Source organism: Paenibacillus sp. XP01, assembly GCF_057364885.1.
The window spans coordinates 3076565-3096470 of the sequence record NZ_CP139481.1; the positions used below are offsets into that span (position 1 = coordinate 3076565).

The following is a 19906-nucleotide window of genomic DNA, read 5'->3' on the forward strand; positions in this document are numbered from 1 at the left end:
CGTTCGCGTTATTCCCGACATGAAACGATTGACACTGTTCCAACATTTGGATAACATGAACTCATGAACTCATGAATTTCATGCATGTCCATTCGATCCATACGCCCAACCGGCAGACAGGGAAATTGGTGTCTGTGGTTTGGGCTGTTTTGTTATACAGGCCTTCATCTCATGCAAAAATCCAATCATACGGAGGTCGTTGATATGAACAAGAAACAGCAAGAGAATCAGGCGATGGTGGAACAAGCATTGCGACGGTATACGACGGGGAGTTTGCCTCAGTTTACATTTTTGGGGGGATCGCAGAATCAGGCCTATGAGTACAAACAGGACGATAGAAATCTCATCTTGAGATTGACGCCAATCGCCAATCGTTCGGAGTTGATGGTACAAGGTGAGTTGGATTGGCTCCTTTTTTTAGCGGACAAAGGCATTTCGTTGTCCAAACCCATACCTTCGATTCAGGGGAAACGAACGGAAGTGGTTTACTCCATGGAAGGTGGGGCGATCTGTGTTGTATTTGAAAAAGCACAGGGAAGAAAAGTGGAGTATCCGGAATGTCTGGAGGATAACGCTTTATATGAACGGTTGGGCCGGTTAACGGGAAAAATGCATGCGTTGTCGAGGGAATATGTGCCGGCCAAACACCAGCTCAAAAGGCATGAGTGGCATCAAAACTGGTACCTGCAGCATCTCGATTTGCTGCCGCAATCACATGTTAAGGCGCGTCGCCAATGCAGCACATTGATCCGCGAAATCGGTTCATTACCGAAAGATGCCCATTCGTATGGACTGATCCACGGCGACATCAATGTGGGCAACTTCAGGGTAAGCGAGCAAGACGAGATTACGCTGTTCGATTTTGATGAAGCGCAGTACAGCTGGTATGTGGAGGACATCGCGGTACAACTGTATTATTTGGTGTATGTCTATGGCGGGGAACAAGGGGCAGAACTACGTGCACAGCAGGCACGGCGATTCATGGATCCTTTTATGAAGGGCTATCGGGAGGAACATCATCTGGACGAATACTGGCTGCGGAAGCTTCCGCTGTTTCTGAAATTACGGGAGATCATCGTATATATCGGTTCATTTCGAAACTGGGACGGGGACGAAACCTTCAGCAGTTCGAATAACCAGTGGTTCAAGGACTGGATAACAGAAAGCAGGGCAAGAATCGAAAACGGCATTTCGATCGTCGACATATGGAGTTAGGAGAACCACATGGATATCTAACAGATAGCAGCTCCGGCTCAATTATCGTGCTATAACACGATGGAGCGACATTTGTTGTATGATTTATCGTAGTTGAACGATTCATGCACTGGAATTTTACAGCAGGGGAAGAGGGATGGCATGGCTGCGACACTTGTTGCCGACGACGACGCGAACATTCGCGAGCTCGTTTGTTTGTTTTTTGCAACAACGGATTCGAAACGCTTGAAGCTGCCATGAGGAGCAAGCCGAACAATTCGCACTGGGCAAATGCATCCCGATGGAAGGCTCGCATTACCTGCACCATACGAAATACAAAGAAATTGCCCGGGAATTTAAGGCGTACATGCAGCAAAATCAATAATATGCGTTCAACGGAATGGAACTGCGGCGCCGTACTCGGTGCCGTGGTTTTTCGCTATGAGCACTTGCATGCAACTTTTCAGATGTTGGGAGCGTTGGTTAATGAAGAGAGAGGTTTACCATTAAAAGATTTCAATACGGAGGTCTGATCATGTCCAATACCGAAACCAAACGGGGCTTTAAAGGGTCCAATAGAAGAATAGTTCGGCGTACAGCGTCAGGCATCATTGCGGCAGTGCTTATGGCCGGCGGGATTGCCGCCATGGGGCCGTCCCATGCATACGCCGAAAAAGCCGATGTGTCCATAAGCCATTGGTACGGATATCCTCAATTGCAGGTACCTGAGCTGAAACCTGTCTGGGAAGCGAAAGTCGACAACTATTTGAAAAATGAAGCTTATTACGGACAGCAGGCGATTGCGGAGGACGGAAAGGTATTTGTTTTCTCCGGCAAAAAACTCATTGCGCTCGATGCAAAAACAGGCAAACGCTTGTGGGCCTATGGCAAAGAATTGACTCCGATTGTAGCTTACAGGAATGGCGTCGTATACGGCTTGACGGCTGACCATAAACCATATGCGGTGGATGCCAAAACGGGCAAAGCCAAATGGGTATCCGGCTCGTCCACGTGGATTGAAGCTCGTTTGCGGACCGAGAAGCTGGTCCCGACTGCGTATACGCTGTATATGATCAACGGCAGCACGACGTTTGCCTTCGACAATCAAACAGGAAAACTGCGCTGGAAGGCCGATGAAGCGCTCGCGGAAGGAAACGGCACCGAATATTTGGAGATCGCGGACGGCGTCGTGCTTCGGACATTCATGGTTCAGGGGGCGCTCACATCGGTTCAGCTGAACGCTTACGACCAAAAAACGGGCAAAAAATTATGGGACGAGTTCGGGCAGGGGGAAGCGCTGCATATCAAAAACGGCCTTGTCTATACTGCCGATTATTATTCTTCGAGATTAACCGATTACGAATCATCGCCTGATCGCGCGATGAAGATCAATGCGTACAACCTGAAGACAGGGGCTTTAAAAGGCACTCGTGAATATCGCTGGAAAATGGAAGGCGAACCACCGTACACGTACGGGTACGGAGCCGTGCTGGCCAGCGGGGACAAATTGTACATGGAGCAGGGCAACAAGGTGGCTGAGTATCCGCTGGATACGTTCAAAGAAGGGGAGAAGCCTTTGCGGACATTCCAACGCCCCTATGGGGAGGGCTGGGAACTGCTCACCGTTGCGCAGGACCGGCTAATTTTCAGATCGGGAGACGGGGAGTTGGCAGGCATCAAGTTGGCGAATGGGCAGGCAGTGCAATGGAACGGGGATGCACCGATATCTAACGTTAACGTGTACGGCAAGGGCATGTACCGGGCAGAACGGAACGGGACGCTGCTGGCGATCAACATGCTGACGAATCAGCCTGTGTTCCGCGTGAAAACCGGGGCGGACCTGCATGAATCCACTTTGAAAACAAACGGAATGATCATCATTCAGGCGGAAGGCCGGCTGCTCGGCGTGAAACTTCCGGCATCATTGAAATAACGCACATACTTACAGTTTGACGAACAATTGGCCGCTGCACTTCTTTAAAGAAGTGCAGCGGTTTTTCTTTTGTAATGACAAAATTGTCATAATAATATTGACAAAAGTCACTGACAAACTTATAACTAAAATATTATGTAAACATGATTCTCGGAGGGCAGTGAATGAATTACAACGATGAAGCAGGCTTTTTTGCCAAAATGAAAGCACCGGGGAGGAGTACGCTGAAAGTACATCCGCGAAGCGCAATTCTAGCAGGCATCGGAGGTTTTGTGACGATCGGCATCTTGTCTTTCCTGACAAGCTGGACCTCCAGCGAGTGGCTCATGGCTCCGTTCGGTGCGAGCTGCGTATTGGCTTTTGGCTTGTGGGATGCGCCATTATCCCAACCGAGAAACATTATCGGCGGACATTTTATTTCCACGTTAACAGGACTGATCATGTATCACTTGTTCGGCAACAGCAACTGGGTCATCGCCGCAAGTGTGGGCTTATCGATTCTTGTCATGATGCTCACCAAAACGACCCATCCGCCTGCAGGCGCCAATCCGCTGGCCATCATGCTGGGCGGAACCGGCTGGTCGTTCCTGTTCATGCCGGTGTTAACGGGTTCGATTCTGATCGTGCTGGTCGCGCTGGTGATCAACAATCTTGATAAATCGCGCAGATATCCAACCTTTTGGTATTGATGCTCGGAGCATCTGGAATTTAACTTGAACCGATACAGAACGGGCAAAGAAAGAGGACTTCCATCCGTGAAGTTCTCTTTTTTGCTTTACTGCACTCGCAGTGCCCTAGTGTGATTGATTCGTATAGTTTCTAGGGTGAGGACGGATATACATACTTGAGCGTTCATCTTTGTACACATATCAAAATAGTGATAATATACGTCAAAATATAGAGAGATTGCAACAGAAAATATCAATATCATTACATTTATAGTTATAACAATAGAATCACGCCCGGGTGACAGGACTGTTAACAGCGATCACGATACAGATGGAGGAAAGAATTGAAATGGCTACATTATTGCTCATCTTGATTTACCTTGCATTCATCGGACTCGGACTTCCGGATGCGCTGCTTGGCAGCGCATGGTCCGTCATGAAGCAGGATATCGGCGCCACGACGGAAATGGCGGGTTACATCTCATTAACCGTTTCCTTCTGTACCGTCATCTCCAGTTTGTTTGCAAGCAGATTGTTGCACAGGCTGGGCACGGGAAAAGTTACGCTCATCAGCATTTTGTTCACAACGATGGCGCTGCTTGGCTTTGCGGCATCCAGCGAATTTGTGTTTTTGATCCTCTTGGCCATTCCGTTGGGACTTGGCGCTGGGTGCGTAGATGCGGCATTGAGCAATTACGTCGCATTGCATTTCAAAGCAAAGCATATGAGCTGGCTGCATTGTTTTTGGGGAATTGGGGCCATGACGGGTCCGTTTGTCATGTCCTTTTGGCTGACCCATGGAAACAACTGGCGTGCAGGATATTTCACAGTCGGCATGCTTCTGCTGGTCATCGTCATCGCACTGCTGGCATCGTTGCCGTTATGGCGGATTTACGAAAAAGGCAACATCGAAGAGGGCAGTGCGCAAAAGCTGGTCAGCAACAGGGAAGCCGTGCGCATTCGCGGCGTGAAATCGTCCATGCTGGCCATGCTTTGTTACAACGGGTCAGAGACCGCTGCCGGATTGTGGATCGCCTCCTTTTTGATCGCGAGCAAAGGGCTTGATCCCGCTAAGGCTGCTGCCTATACGTCCCTTTTCTATATCGGGATCATTATCGGTCGTGTCTTTTCGGGATTTCTTTCGACGAGCGTTTCGAGCAAAAACCTGATACGATATGGCGGGCTTATCGGTTGCTTCGGCCTCCTTGTCCTTGTTTTGCCTGTCCCGCATTGGGGTGCGGCAGGCGCTTTGTTCATTGTCGGCATGGGCGGTGCGCCGATCTATCCAAGCATCGTCCATGCTACGCCGGAGCGGTTTGGAGAAAAGGCTTCATCCAGCGTGATTGGACTGCAGATGGCCAGCGCATACACGGGTTCCACGCTTATTCCGTTAATGACGGGCATGGTGGCCGGCCGATTCGGGATGTCCTGGGTACCCGTCATTCTGCTCGCGCTCTTCGGCATCATGTTTGTTGCTACTGAAACGGCGAACAGAGCTCTTAAGATGGGGATCCGCTGACGGCTGTTCATTCGGAAACACGGGTTATCCACGATTTAATGTGTTCCATCTCTGGCAGACCATGCAAAAGATAAAAAGCAGTTGAACGGCCTTGGTCCTGAAATCATTCGGACGGAGGCCGTTTATTTTTTTCATCGCTCCAACGTTGATGGGTAGCAACGGCGCACATGCGTACGCCTCAGCCAGTCAAGACGAACCGAGCATTTACAAACCCAAAGATAGCGATTCGTAGCCTTCCGGCGGGCGGTTTTTTCGAGTTTTCTCGTAAAAATCGGTATAATGGAGGGATTACATATAACTATATGTTGCAGGCAAGGAGTTGAGGAAACGAATGGAATGGATCCAATGTTTATTGCTCTTATTGGGCATGGCTGCGGACATGGGAACGGAATCGGGAAATAAACCTGCTGCATCGGCAGGCTCGGCCGATTCGACGTATTATGTTTCCAAAGAAGGCAGCGATGCCAACCCGGGAACGAGCAGCAAGCCGTGGAAAACGCTGCAGCGCGCAGCGGATACGGTTCCCGCAGGCGGTACGGTGCATGTACGGGGAGGAGTGTATAACGAAAAACTGAAAATGACGCGCTCCGGTTCGGCATCGAAAGGCCCCATTGCTTTTGTGAGCGACGGATCGGACAAGGCGATCATTGACGGATCAGGGCTTTCGGTCACAGGCAGCGAAGGTCTTGTCGAACTGAGCGATGTAGAGTATGTGACCATCCAGGGATTCGAAATTCGAAATTATTCGACGGCATCGAGGGATGTGGTGCCGATGGGGATTTACGTACATGGTTCCGGCAGTTTCATCCAGTTAGTGAACAACGACATTCACGACATTCATAACACGGCCAGTCCTGCGGGTGACGATCTGCATGGGCGGGATGCGCATGGAATCGCCGTTTACGGTACAAAAGCACCGGAATCAATTCGTGATATTACCATCGCGAACAACGAGCTGCATCATCTCGTGCTTGGTTCCAGCGAATCGCTGGTGTTGAACGGCAACGTGGACCATTTTGTCGTATCGGGCAACCGAATCCACGATAACGACAATATCGGCATCGACCTGATCGGTTTTGAAGGCATAGCACCAGATGCTGAGTATGACCAGGTACGGAACGGCGTGGTGAAGGAGAATTATGTGTACAACATTTCAGCGAACAACAATCCTTCCTACGGAAAGGAGCTGCCCAACGGCAGTTTTTCTGCGGGAGGCATCTACGTCGATGGCGGCAAAGAAAGCGTGATCGAACGAAATTACAGCTATGATAACGATATCGGGATCGAGATTGCCTCAGAACATGCTGGACGAACGACAGACCATATTACGGTTCGCAGCAATCTGGTTTATAACAACCGTCTTGCCGGGATCGCCATCGGCGGATATGACGACGAGCGGGGCTCGACGTCCCATGCGAAGATCGTGAACAACACGTTGTACAACAACGATACGTTGGAAGAGGGAAGTGGACAGCTTTTCGTCCAGTATGATACCCGGAACAATGTCATCCAAAATAATATTTTCGTGGCAAGCGCCTCCGGTGTGCTGATTTCTAACGATTACACCGAAAATGCCGGGAATGTGGTGGATCATAATTTGTATTTTGCCAAGGGAGGCCCGGAGGACGCAGAGTGGACATGGATGACCAAAGGGTACAACGGATTCGCGGCGTACCAAGCTGGAAGCGGGAACGATGCACACTCCCGGTTCATGGATCCCCAATTCATGCATGCAGGCAAGGGCGATTTCCGTCTGCGGGCTGCGTCCCCGGCGATGGATACGGGAAAAGCGCTTGGGGACATGCTCGGGACCTTCGATCTGGATGGCAATCCAAGAGTCGGCGGGTCCGGCGTGAACATGGGGGCTTACGAATAGCCCCTGTATTCAGGGAGCAAGCTTTGTGGCTGAATTGACTTGTCCAATAATTCAAGATAGAATAATTTGATTTAGTAAATTAGTGGATTAGTAAAGGAGAAGTGGGGAGAAGCATGAAAATTCCAACTACTTTGAAACATAAACCGGTCGTTGTAGCCGAAAATTATGAGCGCGTGGATGGCCGGCTTGGTCCAGACAGCGATGCTAAAGGCCTTTCCCTTGGACTGGCCCAATGGAATGATCGCGGGAAGGTTGATATTTCCGCCAAAGTATGGAGATACACGGGAGAGAAATGGTCGCGGCAATCCGAGGAGCTGCCGCTTCATCGTGTGCTGGATTTGTCCATTTTGATCTGCCGTTCATTGGAGCATTTCCGGGAAGCTTACCAGTATGAACACCTGTATGACGAGAACAACCCGGTTATTGATCGCGTCGGGCTGCAAGGCGACGCCTTGAATGTAGCCGTCTGCACGGATAACGAGAAAATCAACGACGATATCAAGCTGTTTAGCCAAGCACTGAGCGACAACGACGAGATGATCGGGGAACGCCTGCGCACCTTGTCCAAAATTCTTCGCGACATGGGGTACTAAGCCCATTTTTGCGTGTTCACGGAGTACCATTTCATGATAAAAAAAGAAGCCGAAATTCCTTTTAGAAAAAGGGGATTTCGGCTTCTTTTCGTTTTGGGCTGCTCTGGAAAAACGAGAAATGAGGTTGACTTGCATGGTAAAGCAAGATAAACTGATGCAGTAATTTAGTAAATTACTAAGTTAGTAAATTAGTAAATGTGAAAGAAGGGAAGAACTATGAAATCACCCACGCAGCTCCATCATCAACCCGTCATTGCTTCGGATCGTTATGAGCAGGTGGATGGTGTAAGGGCAGGCAATAAAGCAAGCAAACGTCTCACATTGGGCGTCAGTCGGGAAGCCGGCACGGGTAGGGAAGAAATTTCCGCGATATTATGGAGCCAGCTTGGTGGAGATGCTGCAGAGTCATCCGAGCCGATGCTGATGCATCGGGTGCTTGACCTGTCGATCCTGATTTGCCAATCGTTGGAGTACTTTCAGGAAGCCTACAGGTACGAGCATTTGTACGATCCCGCACAACCGGTGATCCAAAAAATTGGTCTGCAAGGCAGTGCCATGACGGTGGCGGTCTGCACCGAAAATGACAGCATTCGCGAGGATATTCAGGCGTTCAGCCGGATTTTGAATGACAACGGCGAAATGATCGGCGAACGGCTGCGTACGTTGTCGGCCATTTTGAAGGAAATGGGGTATTGACATGTTTTCCAATCGATACGTTCGGACCGTCATCCTTTCCCGAGTGCTGCTGCAATTGGGCATATGGATTCGGAACTACGCGGTTTTGCTGTTCGTGACGCAATGGACGAACAACAACCCCGTTTACGTTTCCCTGATTTCGGTCGCGGAATTTGCCCCGATCTTTCTGTTCGGACTGATTGGAGGCACGTTTGCCGACCGCTGGAAGCCGAAACGAACGATGGTGTGGAGCGATCTATGGTCTGCACTGTCGGTGGTGGCCGTATTGTTGACCGTGATGAACGGGGGATGGATCGCGCTTCTCATCGGATCATTCGTTTCCGCCAGCCTGTCCCAGTTTTCGCAGCCTTCTGCGATGAAACTGTACAAACGCCATGTTCCGGCAGAACAAATTCAGGGCGTGATGGCCATGTCGCAAACGCTGGTGGCCACATTCATGGTGCTTGGTCCGGTGATCGGGACGTTTATTTTCATCCGGTTCGGCATTGAAGTGTCCCTTGTTTTGACGGCAGTTCTATTTCTGGGATCTGCGCTGATCCTGTCCTCACTGCCTCGCGACGAAGAAGAAAACCATTCCGGTCAAACGGGCAAATTCATGGCGGAATTGGCTGCCGGACTGAAGTACATTGGTGCCAACCGATCGTTAAGGACGCTTAGTTTGACGTTTGCCGCCGTCGGATTGGCCTCGGGATTAACGCAGCCGCTACAAATTTTTCTCGTGATCGAGCAATTAAGGCTGGACGTGTCCTATTTGCAATGGTTCGTTATGGCGAACGGGGCGGCGATGCTGATCGGCGGTGCCGTTATCATTTCCCAGGCCAGGAAGATGAGTCCGCAAACGATGCTTATGGCAGGTCTGCTCGTCTCTTCCGTTTGCACGATCGGCATCGGAGCCTCCACTTTGATCTGGCTCACGGTTCTGCTGCTTGTCGTTAGCGGTTTGGTCTACCCATGCATTCAAGGCGGTATCCAAACATTAATCGTAGGAAACAGCGAAGCGGCTTACATCGGGCGGGTATCCGGGACCATTACGCCTGTGTTTATGGGCATGATGGTCGTCGGCATGCTTGTATCCGGATATATGAAGGATTCGTTTTCGCTGCTGGCCGTCTATGCGGTGAGCGGAGGTTTGATTATCGTCGGGGCACTATTGCTTGTTCCGATCCTTCCCCGCAAGAAGGAGAAACAGGCCAGGATTCAACAGTTGTAATAAGGAAGGTGAGTTTACATGAACAATCAAGGAGCTTACGTGCTGTCACCGGAAAGGAGATGGACGGAAGCGGAGCAAAAACTGATATGGCATAAACCGGATTCCCATAAAACGAGTCAGGAGGAACTGCGGATCACCGAAGAAATCAAACGCAATTGGCATCGCGGAGAGATGAAGATCGCCAATATTTTGCTGGAAGGCGATGCCGGATCAGGCAAAACGCAATTGGCGAAGGCGCTGTCGGCCAACTTGGGGCTGCCGTATACGAAGGTCACCTGTTTTGCCGATATGGATAAGTCGGATATCATTGGCGCTATTCTTCCCGTCATCGGGCCGGAACAGATGGAACAGCTCGATTCCTCGGATCAAAAAGCGCTTCAGGCTTTGTACGAGAGCGATGGGTTCCGAAGTATCGCCGAAGTGCTGACAGAGGCATGGGGAGTGACGCAGGAGCAGGCTTCAGCCCGAATGAAACGGTTGTTACAGCAGGTTAAAGATCACGCCAAACGTGAAACGGTCGAATACCGCTTCTATCCCTCCGAGATCGTCAGAGCTTATCGAAACGGTTACCTTCTGGAAATTCAGGAGCCTAACGTCATTCGCGATGCCGCGGTGCTGATGGCACTAAACTCGGCGCTGGAGCTGGACGGAAGCATCAATCTCCCGACAGAGATCATCCGCAGACATCCGGATTTTGTCGCGGTGATTACCGCGAACCGCAGCTATGCGGGCGCCAGACCGCTGAACGAAGCATTGCGAGACAGGGTGCAGCATTCGGAGAAAATGGATTTGCCGACCAAAGAGGTCATGGTGGAACGGGCGAGGGCGAAAGTTGGATTCCACGATGAAGCGGTATTGAGCGTGCTCTCGGAAATCATTATTTTGCTGGATCAGACGGCTCGGGCCAATGCTATCAAAGGCGTTGCCGGCATGCGCTCATTCTTTTACTGGACCGATGCCGTAGCCCGAGGGGCTTCTGCCCGGGAATCGATGTACTATAAAGTGATATACAAAATGACGACAGATGCCGAAGAAATCAGGCTATTGGAAGAAGCGCTCGAAAAACGCGGGCTGCTCGCGGAACTGGATGACGTTTTCGAAAAAAAAAAACGGAATTTGAGCGAAGCGGCGGATATTCAGTTGGAGGGAGATATTTTTCAGCAAAGCAATGAACTTGAACAACTCTCCGGGGAGCAAGGCGCTTCGTTCAAAACGTCGGCAGACCACGAAGGGAGAAGCACTGAAGTCCCGGATGACGCGGCTTACACCGAGCGATCGGAAACCGAGGGCGAAGCAGAACCGCAGTATCATCAGGTCGATCATAGGCAAGCACTGGAGGAGGCCAAACAGCAAGAGCGGGATTTTCGCAAAAGACTGAACCGGGATGCACGGCAGACCGCTGCCGATTCGGTCCACCGAGGGATCCGGCTTATCGTCCATCGTCCCGACTACAGTGTCCAGGATCAGGAAGCGTATCTTCGCATGAGCAAAGAGCTGTTCCCGATCATTAGGGAAATCGCCAGACAGGCGCTCCCGCTGCTCCAGCATGAAGAGTCACCTGACTTTTCAAAGAATCGCTATTATGGCAGCAGGTTTCAAGCGGACCACGTGGCCTATGGGGATTATCGATATTTTGCCCAAAAACGTCCGCCTTCCGAATCGCCATCCCTGGTCGTTGGACTCAGGGTTGATGAATCGGCCTCCATGTCTGCGTTCGGAAGGCTGGAAGCCGCTAAGCGCGCAGTCCTCGCAGTGTATGAATTTTGTCGCATGTGCGATGTGCCTGTGCTGATCTACGGGGATACGGCGGATGTATCCAGGCTGGAGCAAATGTCCGTTTTTGCGTACGCAGATGGTGACAGAACAGATGATAACGACCGCTTTCGGTTGATGACCATCGCGGCCAGAAGCAACAATCGGGATGGCCTTGCGTTGCGGATCATTTCCGAACGACTGGTGGCTTCCACGCAGCAAACCAAGCTGCTCATCAGCATTAGCGACGGTCAACCGAAAGCGATGGAGAACTACACGGGCAGCTATGCGATGGGAGACATGCGGCAAACCATCGAAGAGTATGAACGAAAAGGCATTACGTTTCTGGCTGCCGCCATTGGGCATGATAAAGAGCTCATCGGCGACATTTATGGCCAAGAACGATTTTTGGACATTACGGATCTGAAGGAATTCCCGGCCAAGTTGGTGCGTACGATTGCGCGTTACCTTTAGATGCTGCGGATGAAGCTGAAGTGCTGTGCAGAAAACAATCGTTTTGGGGCCGTCGATGTTTGATTTTGCAAAATGGGTGTTATTGATATACATTCCTCGGAATACAAATTTATACTATGATTAGGGCGTACCTGAAACTTGCCTGTAAGATGAGTTTTCAGGTAAGCCTTAGTACTTCAAGTTTGGAGGAATCCCATTGTATAACGCAGGTTTTTGGGTCAGACTCGCTGCAAGCATTCTGGATAGCATCATCATCACGCTGCCTTTGGCCGTCATTGCAGGCATCCTTACGGGAGATTATGACAGCAACAACCCGGTGGCGAACCTTCTTAGCGGGCTGTATTCGATGCTGCTGCCGGTATTTTGGCAGGGCCGGACGATTGGAAAGCGCATATGCGGAATTCGAATTCGGAAATACGGCTCGCATGAGCCGCCGACCATCGGCACGATGCTGCTGCGCGTCCTCGTCGCCGGGATCGTTTATGCCATTACGTTTGGAATCGGAATCATTGTGAGTGCCTTTATGGTAGGTTTACGCGAGGATAAACGTGCCATTCACGATTTTATCGCAGGCACGGAAGTGGTCTGGGATTAGGGGAAAGACCGAAGCACCAAAAACGTCGTTCCTGCATGCGAACGGCGTTTTTGTCGTTGATCCTTTTTATGAAAGGGAAGGGGATGACTTTGCGGTATAAGACAGAACAAGAAGATTTGATTTGTATTAACTCCTTGTTATATGCACCTTGTCATCTGTGACAATCCGTAGGTTAGTTAAGTCTCCATCCAGTTTTTTCAGACTCGGCAGCCATATCGCTAAAGTTGCGCATACCAAAGGAAGAAGTCCAAAGGCGATGAACAAAAAAGGCAAACCATAACGCTCGGCTATTGCTGCGCCTGCCAGGGCACCAATAGGCTGCAATCCTCCGCCAATCAAAAAACGGATGGAGTTGACGCGCCCTTGCAGCTGCCGGGGGACGAGCGTACCGTGCAGCGATGAGCTAAGCGATCCGAAGAAAGGGATGGCCACACCCGTTGCAAATAGAAGAACAAGCGCAGAGGGATACGTCGGGAACAGCCCAAGCAAAACATGGAACAAACCGATCGCAGCCAAACTGCCAAGCATAACGGTCCTCCTTTTTTGAACATCGCCCATCCAAGAGATGATGGTCAGCCCTGCCAATGTGCCGATGGCTGAAGCTGTACTCAGCGTTCCAAGGGTGGCGGCGTCACGGTGCAGCACCTCCCGGACAAAAGGAACCATCATGGTCGAAATGGCAATGGAAGACATGTTGCTGACGGCTACCATCCCCATGATGGATAACATGGCAGGAAAGCGCAGATAAAACGTGAAGCCTTCTCCAATGTCTTTGATATACGACCGCAGCGAGAAGGATTTATCTGTTATTGTGTTTGGTTTCTGCATGGCAGGCAGACATAACAAGAAGCCAATAGCCATCATGTAACAAACGGCATTGATGCCCAGCGTCGGCAATGCCCCAGCGGCAGCGGTGGCAGCCCCTGCCAAAGAAGGCCCCAACAATGCTGCCGCATTACGGCAGCCATCGATCACGGCGAATGCCCGTACAAGTTTGCGTTCTTGCGCCACTCCAGGGACGACTGCCATGGCTGTAGGCATAAACAATGCGGAACAAGCACCGCTTAATACGGCAGCAAGAAATAACTGCCATAATTGCAATTGTCCTGCAAGGCCCAAGCCGAGAGGAAGAAGCAGGGCAAACAATCGTACAGCAGCCAGTCCGGCCATGAATCGGCCACGGTGCAAACGATCGGATAGGGGGGAGCCGATCAGCCGAAAAACCAGTTCGGGAATGCCGTAACAGAGTGCCAAGGCACCCATAGCCAGTTTGGATGCCGTCAATTCGTACACAAGCCATTCCATGGCCAAGAGGCCGAATGCATCACCGAACGAACTAAGAGTAATGGTGGCCAGAAGGCCGTAATAACTTCGCTTGAGCATGCGGGTTCCTCCAGTTGGTTGTATTGCACAGAAAGGGGCGGGATGTTTTCCTATTTGCCTTGAATGTATGAACCGATTTGCTGCGGGAGATCATGCAGTGCTTCAAGGCGCAGACTGTACGCGGTATTTTTTTGGTCGTAATGAACGATGACCAGTCCTGCTGCCCGCAGAGCGATAAGATGGTAGTGTATCGTGCTTTTGGACAATTTAACGTCACGAACGATCTCGGTAAAGGTCAGCTGTTGTCCAGCCAGCAGGCGCAGGATATACAATCTGGTTTCGTCGGACAATGCACGCGTCAGACGTAAAAGGGCATCTGTCGGCCGTCCCGGTTCGGGTGGCATAATATCGCAAGAATAGCTGCTGAAAATCACTTCATCATAGAACGCCGAAATAACAAAGGGACGGGCATGATATTGAGGAATCAGGACCACTTGTTTCAGTGCATCACTAGGATACAATCTCATGCCCGCGGTAACCTGTTCGTAAACCTCAAGGCCATTGCTTCCGTTCAATGTGGAACGTCTCGTTTCTGCTTCCCGCGCAAGTCCTTCCAAAATGGCAGGGTCAATCTGCGAAAAATATTGCCGGTCCCATTCCCGTACGGCTTCAGCCGTCCGACTGCGCAGCTCCGGCAGATTGGAAGGGACGGTTAACTGGAGCTTTGCAGCGATATCGTACAGTTGCCCTGTGGACAAATCCTCCAACCAATTCAAAAAGCCATCTACCGATCGATCTCCCGGGCAGCTCCAGATATAAGGCGCAAGACTGAAATCGTCGGTGGCCTTCATGATTTCCCGCATTTGCTGCAGTTTTGTCGGTGCAAATCGGTCTTGCACATCACGCACCCATTGTTTTCCTAGATCGAGAACCCCATGATTTTGTTTGTTCATAAAAGCGGTCATGCTGCTGACACATTCATAAATCGGTGCAAAGTCAAACTCGACGTTGTCGTTCATGCGAATGGTTGCCCTCTCTTTCATTGGTTCTATATTTATAGAACAAATTATTAGTTTTATTATATACGAACTATAAGAGGAGTATCAACTACCATTTCAAGAATAGGATGAATTAAGGGGTATTCATTCGTATTGCCAATGCCCTTGAATAAGCCCTGCATCTCATTGATATAGGCCAAGAGAGGAACAACATGCTGCCTTGAGGGGATAAGAAGAATATATGGAAATTTATGTTGACGGGCTGCTGCCGCTATGCTATATTACAACCAGTTAATAGTAATAATTACGATTAAGCGCAGGGAGAATCGAGGTCATATGGTGAACAAAATAGTCGATTTTGTCAAATTTAATCCAACGCAAAATATGACGATTCTTGTAACAACGAGTTATGAAGACGATCTTGAACGACTGCAAACGGCCAAAGAACTTATGGCATATGGCCATCTTCATGCCGAACAGGTCGGATTCATCGAGAAACCCCGCATCATTTCGGCTAGCGCGGCTCTTCGAATGGCCGGCGGCGAGTTTTGCGGAAATGCCTGTATGGCCTTGGCGGCATGGCTGTGGTCCGGTAACAACGATGACCGGCCGAATGAAGGTGATCTGATGCTGGAAGTTTCGGGAACCGATCGCTTGGTGGCTTGCCGGGTCAGAAGGGAGGGCGAGAATTACCGCTGCCGGGTTGAAATGCCTGTTCCTGTCGGCTTTGAAGCCTTCCACGTTTCGTATGGCGGCAGGATATGGCACATGGTCAAGCTCAACTATAGCGATGCCATCCATATCATTATGGAGATCCAATCTTTCAATGAGGCAATCCGGTCCCAAGCGGAAGAGTTGGCTCGTTTGCTGGGCAAAACGACGGGTCAATCGCTTGTCGGGATCATGCTGTATCAAGCCGACATTAGGCAAATGGCCCCGTTGATCTATGTCAGAACGCTCGACAGCCTGGTCTGGGAACGGGGATGCGGCTCCGGGACGGCTTCCATAGGAGCGTACCTGGCATGGAAGCTTCGGAGTCATGTCAGCGTGCAAGTCAAGCAGCCTGGCGGCATCATTGAAGCGGAGGCTTCGTACACGGACGGTGAGGTCACATCCGTCCGCATCGAAGGCAGCGTAGGTATCGTTGCACAAGGGAAAGCATATATTCATGTCGGCGAAACAGCAGAAAAGGAGGAGGTCGGTATCGCATGGCAACGATGATCGATTTTCAGCGCGAGCTGCATTCCTTCATGGAATCATTCACCGATTTGGCCCGCGAATTCGATGGATGCGCTGGGCATGGAGTACGGTTGGAGCACATCATCAATGAATATTCGGGCTTTATTACCAATGAAAGAAATGAAGCTTTGTGGACCAGGCTGCTGTATGAGAAGCCGGCCACGTCAAGAAGACTGGGGGCAGAGCTCAGGCAAATTTCCGCACGCTGCGTGAGCATGATGGAAAAGTATCGGGCTTGGAAGCTGGAGCGTGGGGAGATGCGGATCGACGACTACTTCCAAAACATCGAAGCTTGCATCGAAAAGGAGTTCGGCAGTTTTCGCCTGACGTCCGAATCTAGAGTGCTCATGGTCGGTTCGGGCGCATTTCCTATGACCCCGTTGATGATTGCGAGACGAACCGGAGCCGAGGTCGTCGGCATCGATATCGATGAAGATGCGCTTGCGCTTGGCCAAAATGTCATCCATACCCTTGGACCGGAGCTGAACGTCTCCTTCTCGTCATCGCCCTTGGATGACCTGGCCGGTATGGACCGGATTACGCATATTATTTTCAGTTCCACCGTGCCCGAGAAATACGAAATGCTCCATCGGCTCCACCCGCTGACTTCTTCGGAAATCGTGGTTGCAATGCGCTATGGAGACGGGCTGAAGTCCCTGTTTAATTATCCGATGCAGGAAGTGGATGAACGGGCGTGGAGGCTCGAAGGCTGCATTTTGCAACCCCGCGATGTGTTCGATGTCGCCTTGTATCGAAAGGTTCCGTAACGTTAAGGAAGAAAAAATAGACCAAGAAAGGATGGATGAGGTTTCGAATGAATCCATTTGAACGTGTGTTGATCGCTGGAACGGGTCCTGCCGCCATTCAGCTGGCTGTAACCATGAACCAGCAAGGCAGCTGCGCCGTTGCACTGGCAGGCAGGGAGTCTGCAGGCTCGTCGATCCTGTTCGCGGCGTTGGCGGAGAGTCGTGGGACCGTCCGAGCGGAAACACAGAACGAATCGCATCGCCGAATGCAAGGAGAGTGCAGGCTTGACCGGGTGTATCCGCGCTATGCGGACATTGATGAACCGTGGGATGTGCTCGTTCTAGCCGTTACGACAGATGCCTACTGCGAAGTACTTGAGCAGATGGATTCTTCTGTTCTGCGCCAGCTTCGGTGCGTCATTCTGGTGTCGCCCACATTCGGTTCGGGCAGTTTGGTCAGTCATTATATGCGTAACAGGGGCCATGATCAAGTGGAGATCATCAGTTTTTCCACGTATTTCGGGGATACGCGATGGAAGGAAGGCCCCCCTTCATTCCAGGTTCTGACGGCAGGCATCAAGAAAAAGGTATACGTCGGCTCGACTGCCCCGGCATCGCCTAACGTGGCACGCTTGACCGAGCTGTTTTCGCGGCTCGGCATTCAATTGCAAGATGCTGGGACGCCGCTTGCGGCCGAGACGCGCAACATTTCGCTGTACGTTCATCCGCCGCTGTTTATGAACGATGTCGCTTTGGAAGCCGTATTTCACGCATCCGCTCCAAGGCGATACGTCTACAAGCTTTTTCCGGAAGGACCGATCACCATGCGGTTGATTGAAGAAATGCTGGACTATTGGAAAGAAATCATGGACATCACGAAGCGTTTATCGCTTCCAAAATTGAATCTGCTCGCGTGCATGAACGAGGACAGCTATCCTGTCCGTCCGGAGAGCTTGGCGCGGGAAGATATCGAACGTTTTACGGAGCTGGAGCCGATCCATCAGCAATATCTACTGTACGTCCGTTATGCCTCATTGCTGATCGATCCGTTTTCCGATCCCGATCCCGAGGGGAAATACTTTGATTTCTCGGCCGTGCCGATTCGCAAGACTTACGTAAACAAGGAAGGACAGCTGGATATTCCCCGAATGCCGAAGGAGGATTACTATCGCATCAAAATCATTCGCGGCATGGCCCGACGCCTCGGCGCAGCCAGTCCGGTGATGGACCGTTTGATCGCAAGGTACGAATCTGCCTTGGAACGCGCTGCAGCCATTCATGCCCCGTTCCCGTTATCCCGAGCCTTTGCTGCGTGCAGCTTCGATGATCACGTCGACATGATCTGCAGCGATCCGATGATCAGAAAGAACGATGGTTCCGCGCAATCCATATAGCTGCCGGTCACGGCAGCCATGACCTATCATGAAATCGAATCAGGAGGAATCAAGGTGTTATCAATCAGGCATATCCCCAAATTAGCAGCATTGCTGCTCATCGCATCGCTATTTCTTGCAGGGTGCGGTACAACTTCAGGACAAGGAGAGACGGTCAACCAAACGGCAAGTTCGCCGGAGGATGCCGCACGGCCATTCGAATTGGTCTACGCGACTGCCAAGGATATCCAGGACATGAACCCTCACCTGTACACCGGGTCGATGTCGGCGCAGGGCATGGTGTATGAATCTCTCGTGGAGAATACCTCCGAGGGCATCAAGCCGCTGCTGGCGGAGTCCTGGGACATCACGGAGGACGGCTTGACCTATACGTTCCATTTGAGAAAAGGGGTTCAATTCCATGACGGCACGCCGTTCACCGCAGACGCCGCAAAGCAAAACATGGATGCGGTGCAGGCCAACGCCGAGAAGCACAGCTGGATCAAATTATCCACCAAAATTCAAACCATCGAAGCGGTAGACGAACACACGCTCAAGATTAAATTGAGCGAACCGTATTACCCGGCATTGGCCGAACTGTCCATGACGCGTCCATACGTGTTTTTGTCGCCCAACGATTTCAAGGACGGCGAGACGAAAGATGGCGTAAACGGATTTCATGGAACAGGCCCTTACCGGATCACAGAGCATAAACCGGATGAATATGCCGTGTTCGAAGCCAACGAAAATTATTGGGGCGACGCGCCGCAAATCCCAAAAATTACGGCAAAGGTGCTTCCGGCGGGAGAGACCACGTTTCTTGCCCTTCAAAAGGGCGAAGTCAATTTTGTTTTTACCGACGATCGGGGAGCGGATAGTTTGGACGTGCAGGCGATGGATCAGCTGATCCAGTCTGGAACGTACCAGATCGTTCGCAGCGAGCCGATGAACACGCGCATGATCGTGGCCAACACGGGAAAATCGGGCAGCCCTGCCGCGGAAACGGCCGTGCGTCAAGCCATCTGGCTGTCCATCGACCGCGAAGCGATCAGTTCGGGGCTGACCGAAGGGACCGAGCTGCCTGCCAATACGCTGTTCTCCCCCAATGTCAACGATGCGGACGTGGAGTTGGAGGCAAGAAGCTTCGATCAAGCGAAAGCGGCGGAATTGCTGGACCAAGCGGGATGGAAAGCCGATGCGAACGGCACGATCCGCACGAAGCAAGGTGCGCCGCTGACGATGAATTTGTATTATGACAGCAATGCGCCGGCCCAGAAAGCGATGTCCGAGTTCATCCAGCATAGTCTTAAAAGCGTGGGTATGGAACTGAAACTCGTGGGCGAGGAGTCATCGTCCATTGCAAGCCGCAGGGCAAGCGGCGATTATGATTTGTTGTTCAACCAGACTTGGGGCCTCGCGTATGATCCGCAGAGCACGATCTCGGCATTCACGTCGGCGTCTGCGTACCGACATGCCACCAGCGGCATCGCGGAAGCGCAACAGCTATATCAGAAGATCGACGATGTGATGGTGTCCACGGAGGAAGGGAAGCGGAAATCGCTATACGCCGACATTCTCGGCATCGTGCACGACGAGGCCGTATTCATTCCGCTGACCTATGGCCGCGTAAGCATCGTTGCCCCAAGCGAGCTTCAAGGCATTGCTTTCAAACAGTCCCAATACGAGCTGCCTTTTGAGCAGATGTTCGTACGATAGG

16 protein-coding genes and 1 pseudogene are annotated in these 19906 nt (G+C 51.2%); 15 read left to right on the forward strand and 2 right to left on the reverse strand.

Going from position 1 to position 19906, the window contains the following annotated elements; genetic code table 11:
- Positions 1-204: 204 nt before the first annotated feature.
- From SNR34_RS14190 to SNR34_RS14240, 11 genes and pseudogenes are all read left to right on the forward strand, one after another.
- Positions 205-1215: a phosphotransferase enzyme family protein gene (locus SNR34_RS14190; RefSeq protein WP_486182208.1), complete on the forward strand. Its 1011-nt coding sequence runs from the start codon at positions 205-207 to the stop codon at positions 1213-1215.
- 141 nt (positions 1216-1356) lie between these two features.
- A pseudogene (locus SNR34_RS14195) lies at positions 1357-1448 on the forward strand (DNA-binding response regulator); the annotation flags it as partial.
- A 281-nt stretch (positions 1449-1729) separates the two neighbouring features.
- A complete protein-coding gene (locus SNR34_RS14200) occupies positions 1730-3127 on the forward strand; it encodes an outer membrane protein assembly factor BamB family protein (protein WP_486182209.1) in 1398 nt (465 codons plus the stop codon).
- Positions 3128-3291: 164 nt separating this feature from the next.
- Entirely contained in the window at positions 3292-3816 is a 525-nt protein-coding gene (locus SNR34_RS14205; protein ID WP_339278041.1) for an HPP family protein, read from the forward strand.
- A 328-nt stretch (positions 3817-4144) separates the two neighbouring features.
- Entirely contained in the window at positions 4145-5314 is a 1170-nt protein-coding gene (locus SNR34_RS14210; protein WP_343260740.1) for an MFS transporter, read from the forward strand.
- Between the two features lie 367 nt (positions 5315-5681).
- Positions 5682-7190, forward strand: coding sequence for a right-handed parallel beta-helix repeat-containing protein (locus SNR34_RS14215; protein WP_486182210.1), 1509 nt, complete (start codon positions 5682-5684; stop codon positions 7188-7190).
- A gap of 113 nt (positions 7191-7303) precedes the next feature.
- Positions 7304-7783 (forward strand): DUF6530 family protein, encoded by a 480-nt coding sequence (locus tag SNR34_RS14220; RefSeq protein WP_236413792.1) that lies wholly within the window; start codon positions 7304-7306, stop codon positions 7781-7783.
- 216 nt (positions 7784-7999) lie between these two features.
- Positions 8000-8479 carry a DUF6530 family protein gene (locus SNR34_RS14225; RefSeq protein WP_236413793.1) on the forward strand — a complete coding sequence of 160 codons (480 nt, stop codon included), beginning with the start codon at positions 8000-8002 and terminating at the stop codon, positions 8477-8479.
- Position 8480: 1 nt separating this feature from the next.
- Positions 8481-9689 (forward strand): MFS transporter, encoded by a 1209-nt coding sequence (locus SNR34_RS14230; RefSeq protein ID WP_236413794.1) that lies wholly within the window; start codon positions 8481-8483, stop codon positions 9687-9689.
- 18 nt (positions 9690-9707) lie between these two features.
- On the forward strand, positions 9708-11915 hold the full coding sequence (locus tag SNR34_RS14235; protein WP_486182211.1) for an AAA family ATPase: 2208 nt from the start codon (positions 9708-9710) through the stop codon (positions 11913-11915).
- 196 nt (positions 11916-12111) lie between these two features.
- Positions 12112-12510 (forward strand): RDD family protein, encoded by a 399-nt coding sequence (locus SNR34_RS14240; RefSeq protein ID WP_438286815.1) that lies wholly within the window; start codon positions 12112-12114, stop codon positions 12508-12510.
- Positions 12511-12636: 126 nt separating this feature from the next.
- Here SNR34_RS14240 and SNR34_RS14245 read toward each other — a convergent pair whose 3' ends face one another.
- Both SNR34_RS14245 and SNR34_RS14250 read right to left on the reverse strand, forming a co-directional pair.
- On the reverse strand, positions 12637-13893 hold the full coding sequence (locus SNR34_RS14245; protein WP_486182212.1) for an MFS transporter: 1257 nt from the start codon (positions 13891-13893) through the stop codon (positions 12637-12639).
- A 50-nt stretch (positions 13894-13943) separates the two neighbouring features.
- Positions 13944-14852, reverse strand: a complete 909-nt coding sequence (locus SNR34_RS14250; protein ID WP_339278046.1) for an ArsR/SmtB family transcription factor — start codon at positions 14850-14852, stop codon at positions 13944-13946.
- A 315-nt stretch (positions 14853-15167) separates the two neighbouring features.
- Here SNR34_RS14250 and SNR34_RS14255 point away from each other — a divergent pair, with 315 nt between their 5' ends.
- Genes SNR34_RS14255 through cntA form a run of 4 tightly spaced genes read left to right on the forward strand, consistent with a single transcriptional unit; the run spans position 15168 to position 19905 of the window.
- Positions 15168-16052 carry a histidine racemase CntK family protein gene (locus SNR34_RS14255; protein WP_486182213.1) on the forward strand — a complete coding sequence of 295 codons (885 nt, stop codon included), beginning with the start codon at positions 15168-15170 and terminating at the stop codon, positions 16050-16052.
- Entirely contained in the window at positions 16040-16837 is a 798-nt protein-coding gene (locus tag SNR34_RS14260) for an SAM-dependent methyltransferase (RefSeq protein ID WP_486182214.1), read from the forward strand. The genes SNR34_RS14255 and SNR34_RS14260 overlap by 13 nt, the downstream gene beginning before the upstream one ends.
- 47 nt (positions 16838-16884) lie before the next feature.
- Entirely contained in the window at positions 16885-18210 is a 1326-nt protein-coding gene (locus SNR34_RS14265) for an opine metallophore biosynthesis dehydrogenase (RefSeq protein WP_486182215.1), read from the forward strand.
- A gap of 54 nt (positions 18211-18264) precedes the next feature.
- Positions 18265-19905, forward strand: coding sequence for a staphylopine-dependent metal ABC transporter substrate-binding lipoprotein (cntA, locus tag SNR34_RS14270; protein ID WP_486182216.1), 1641 nt, complete (start codon positions 18265-18267; stop codon positions 19903-19905).
- Position 19906 lies beyond the last annotated feature (1 nt).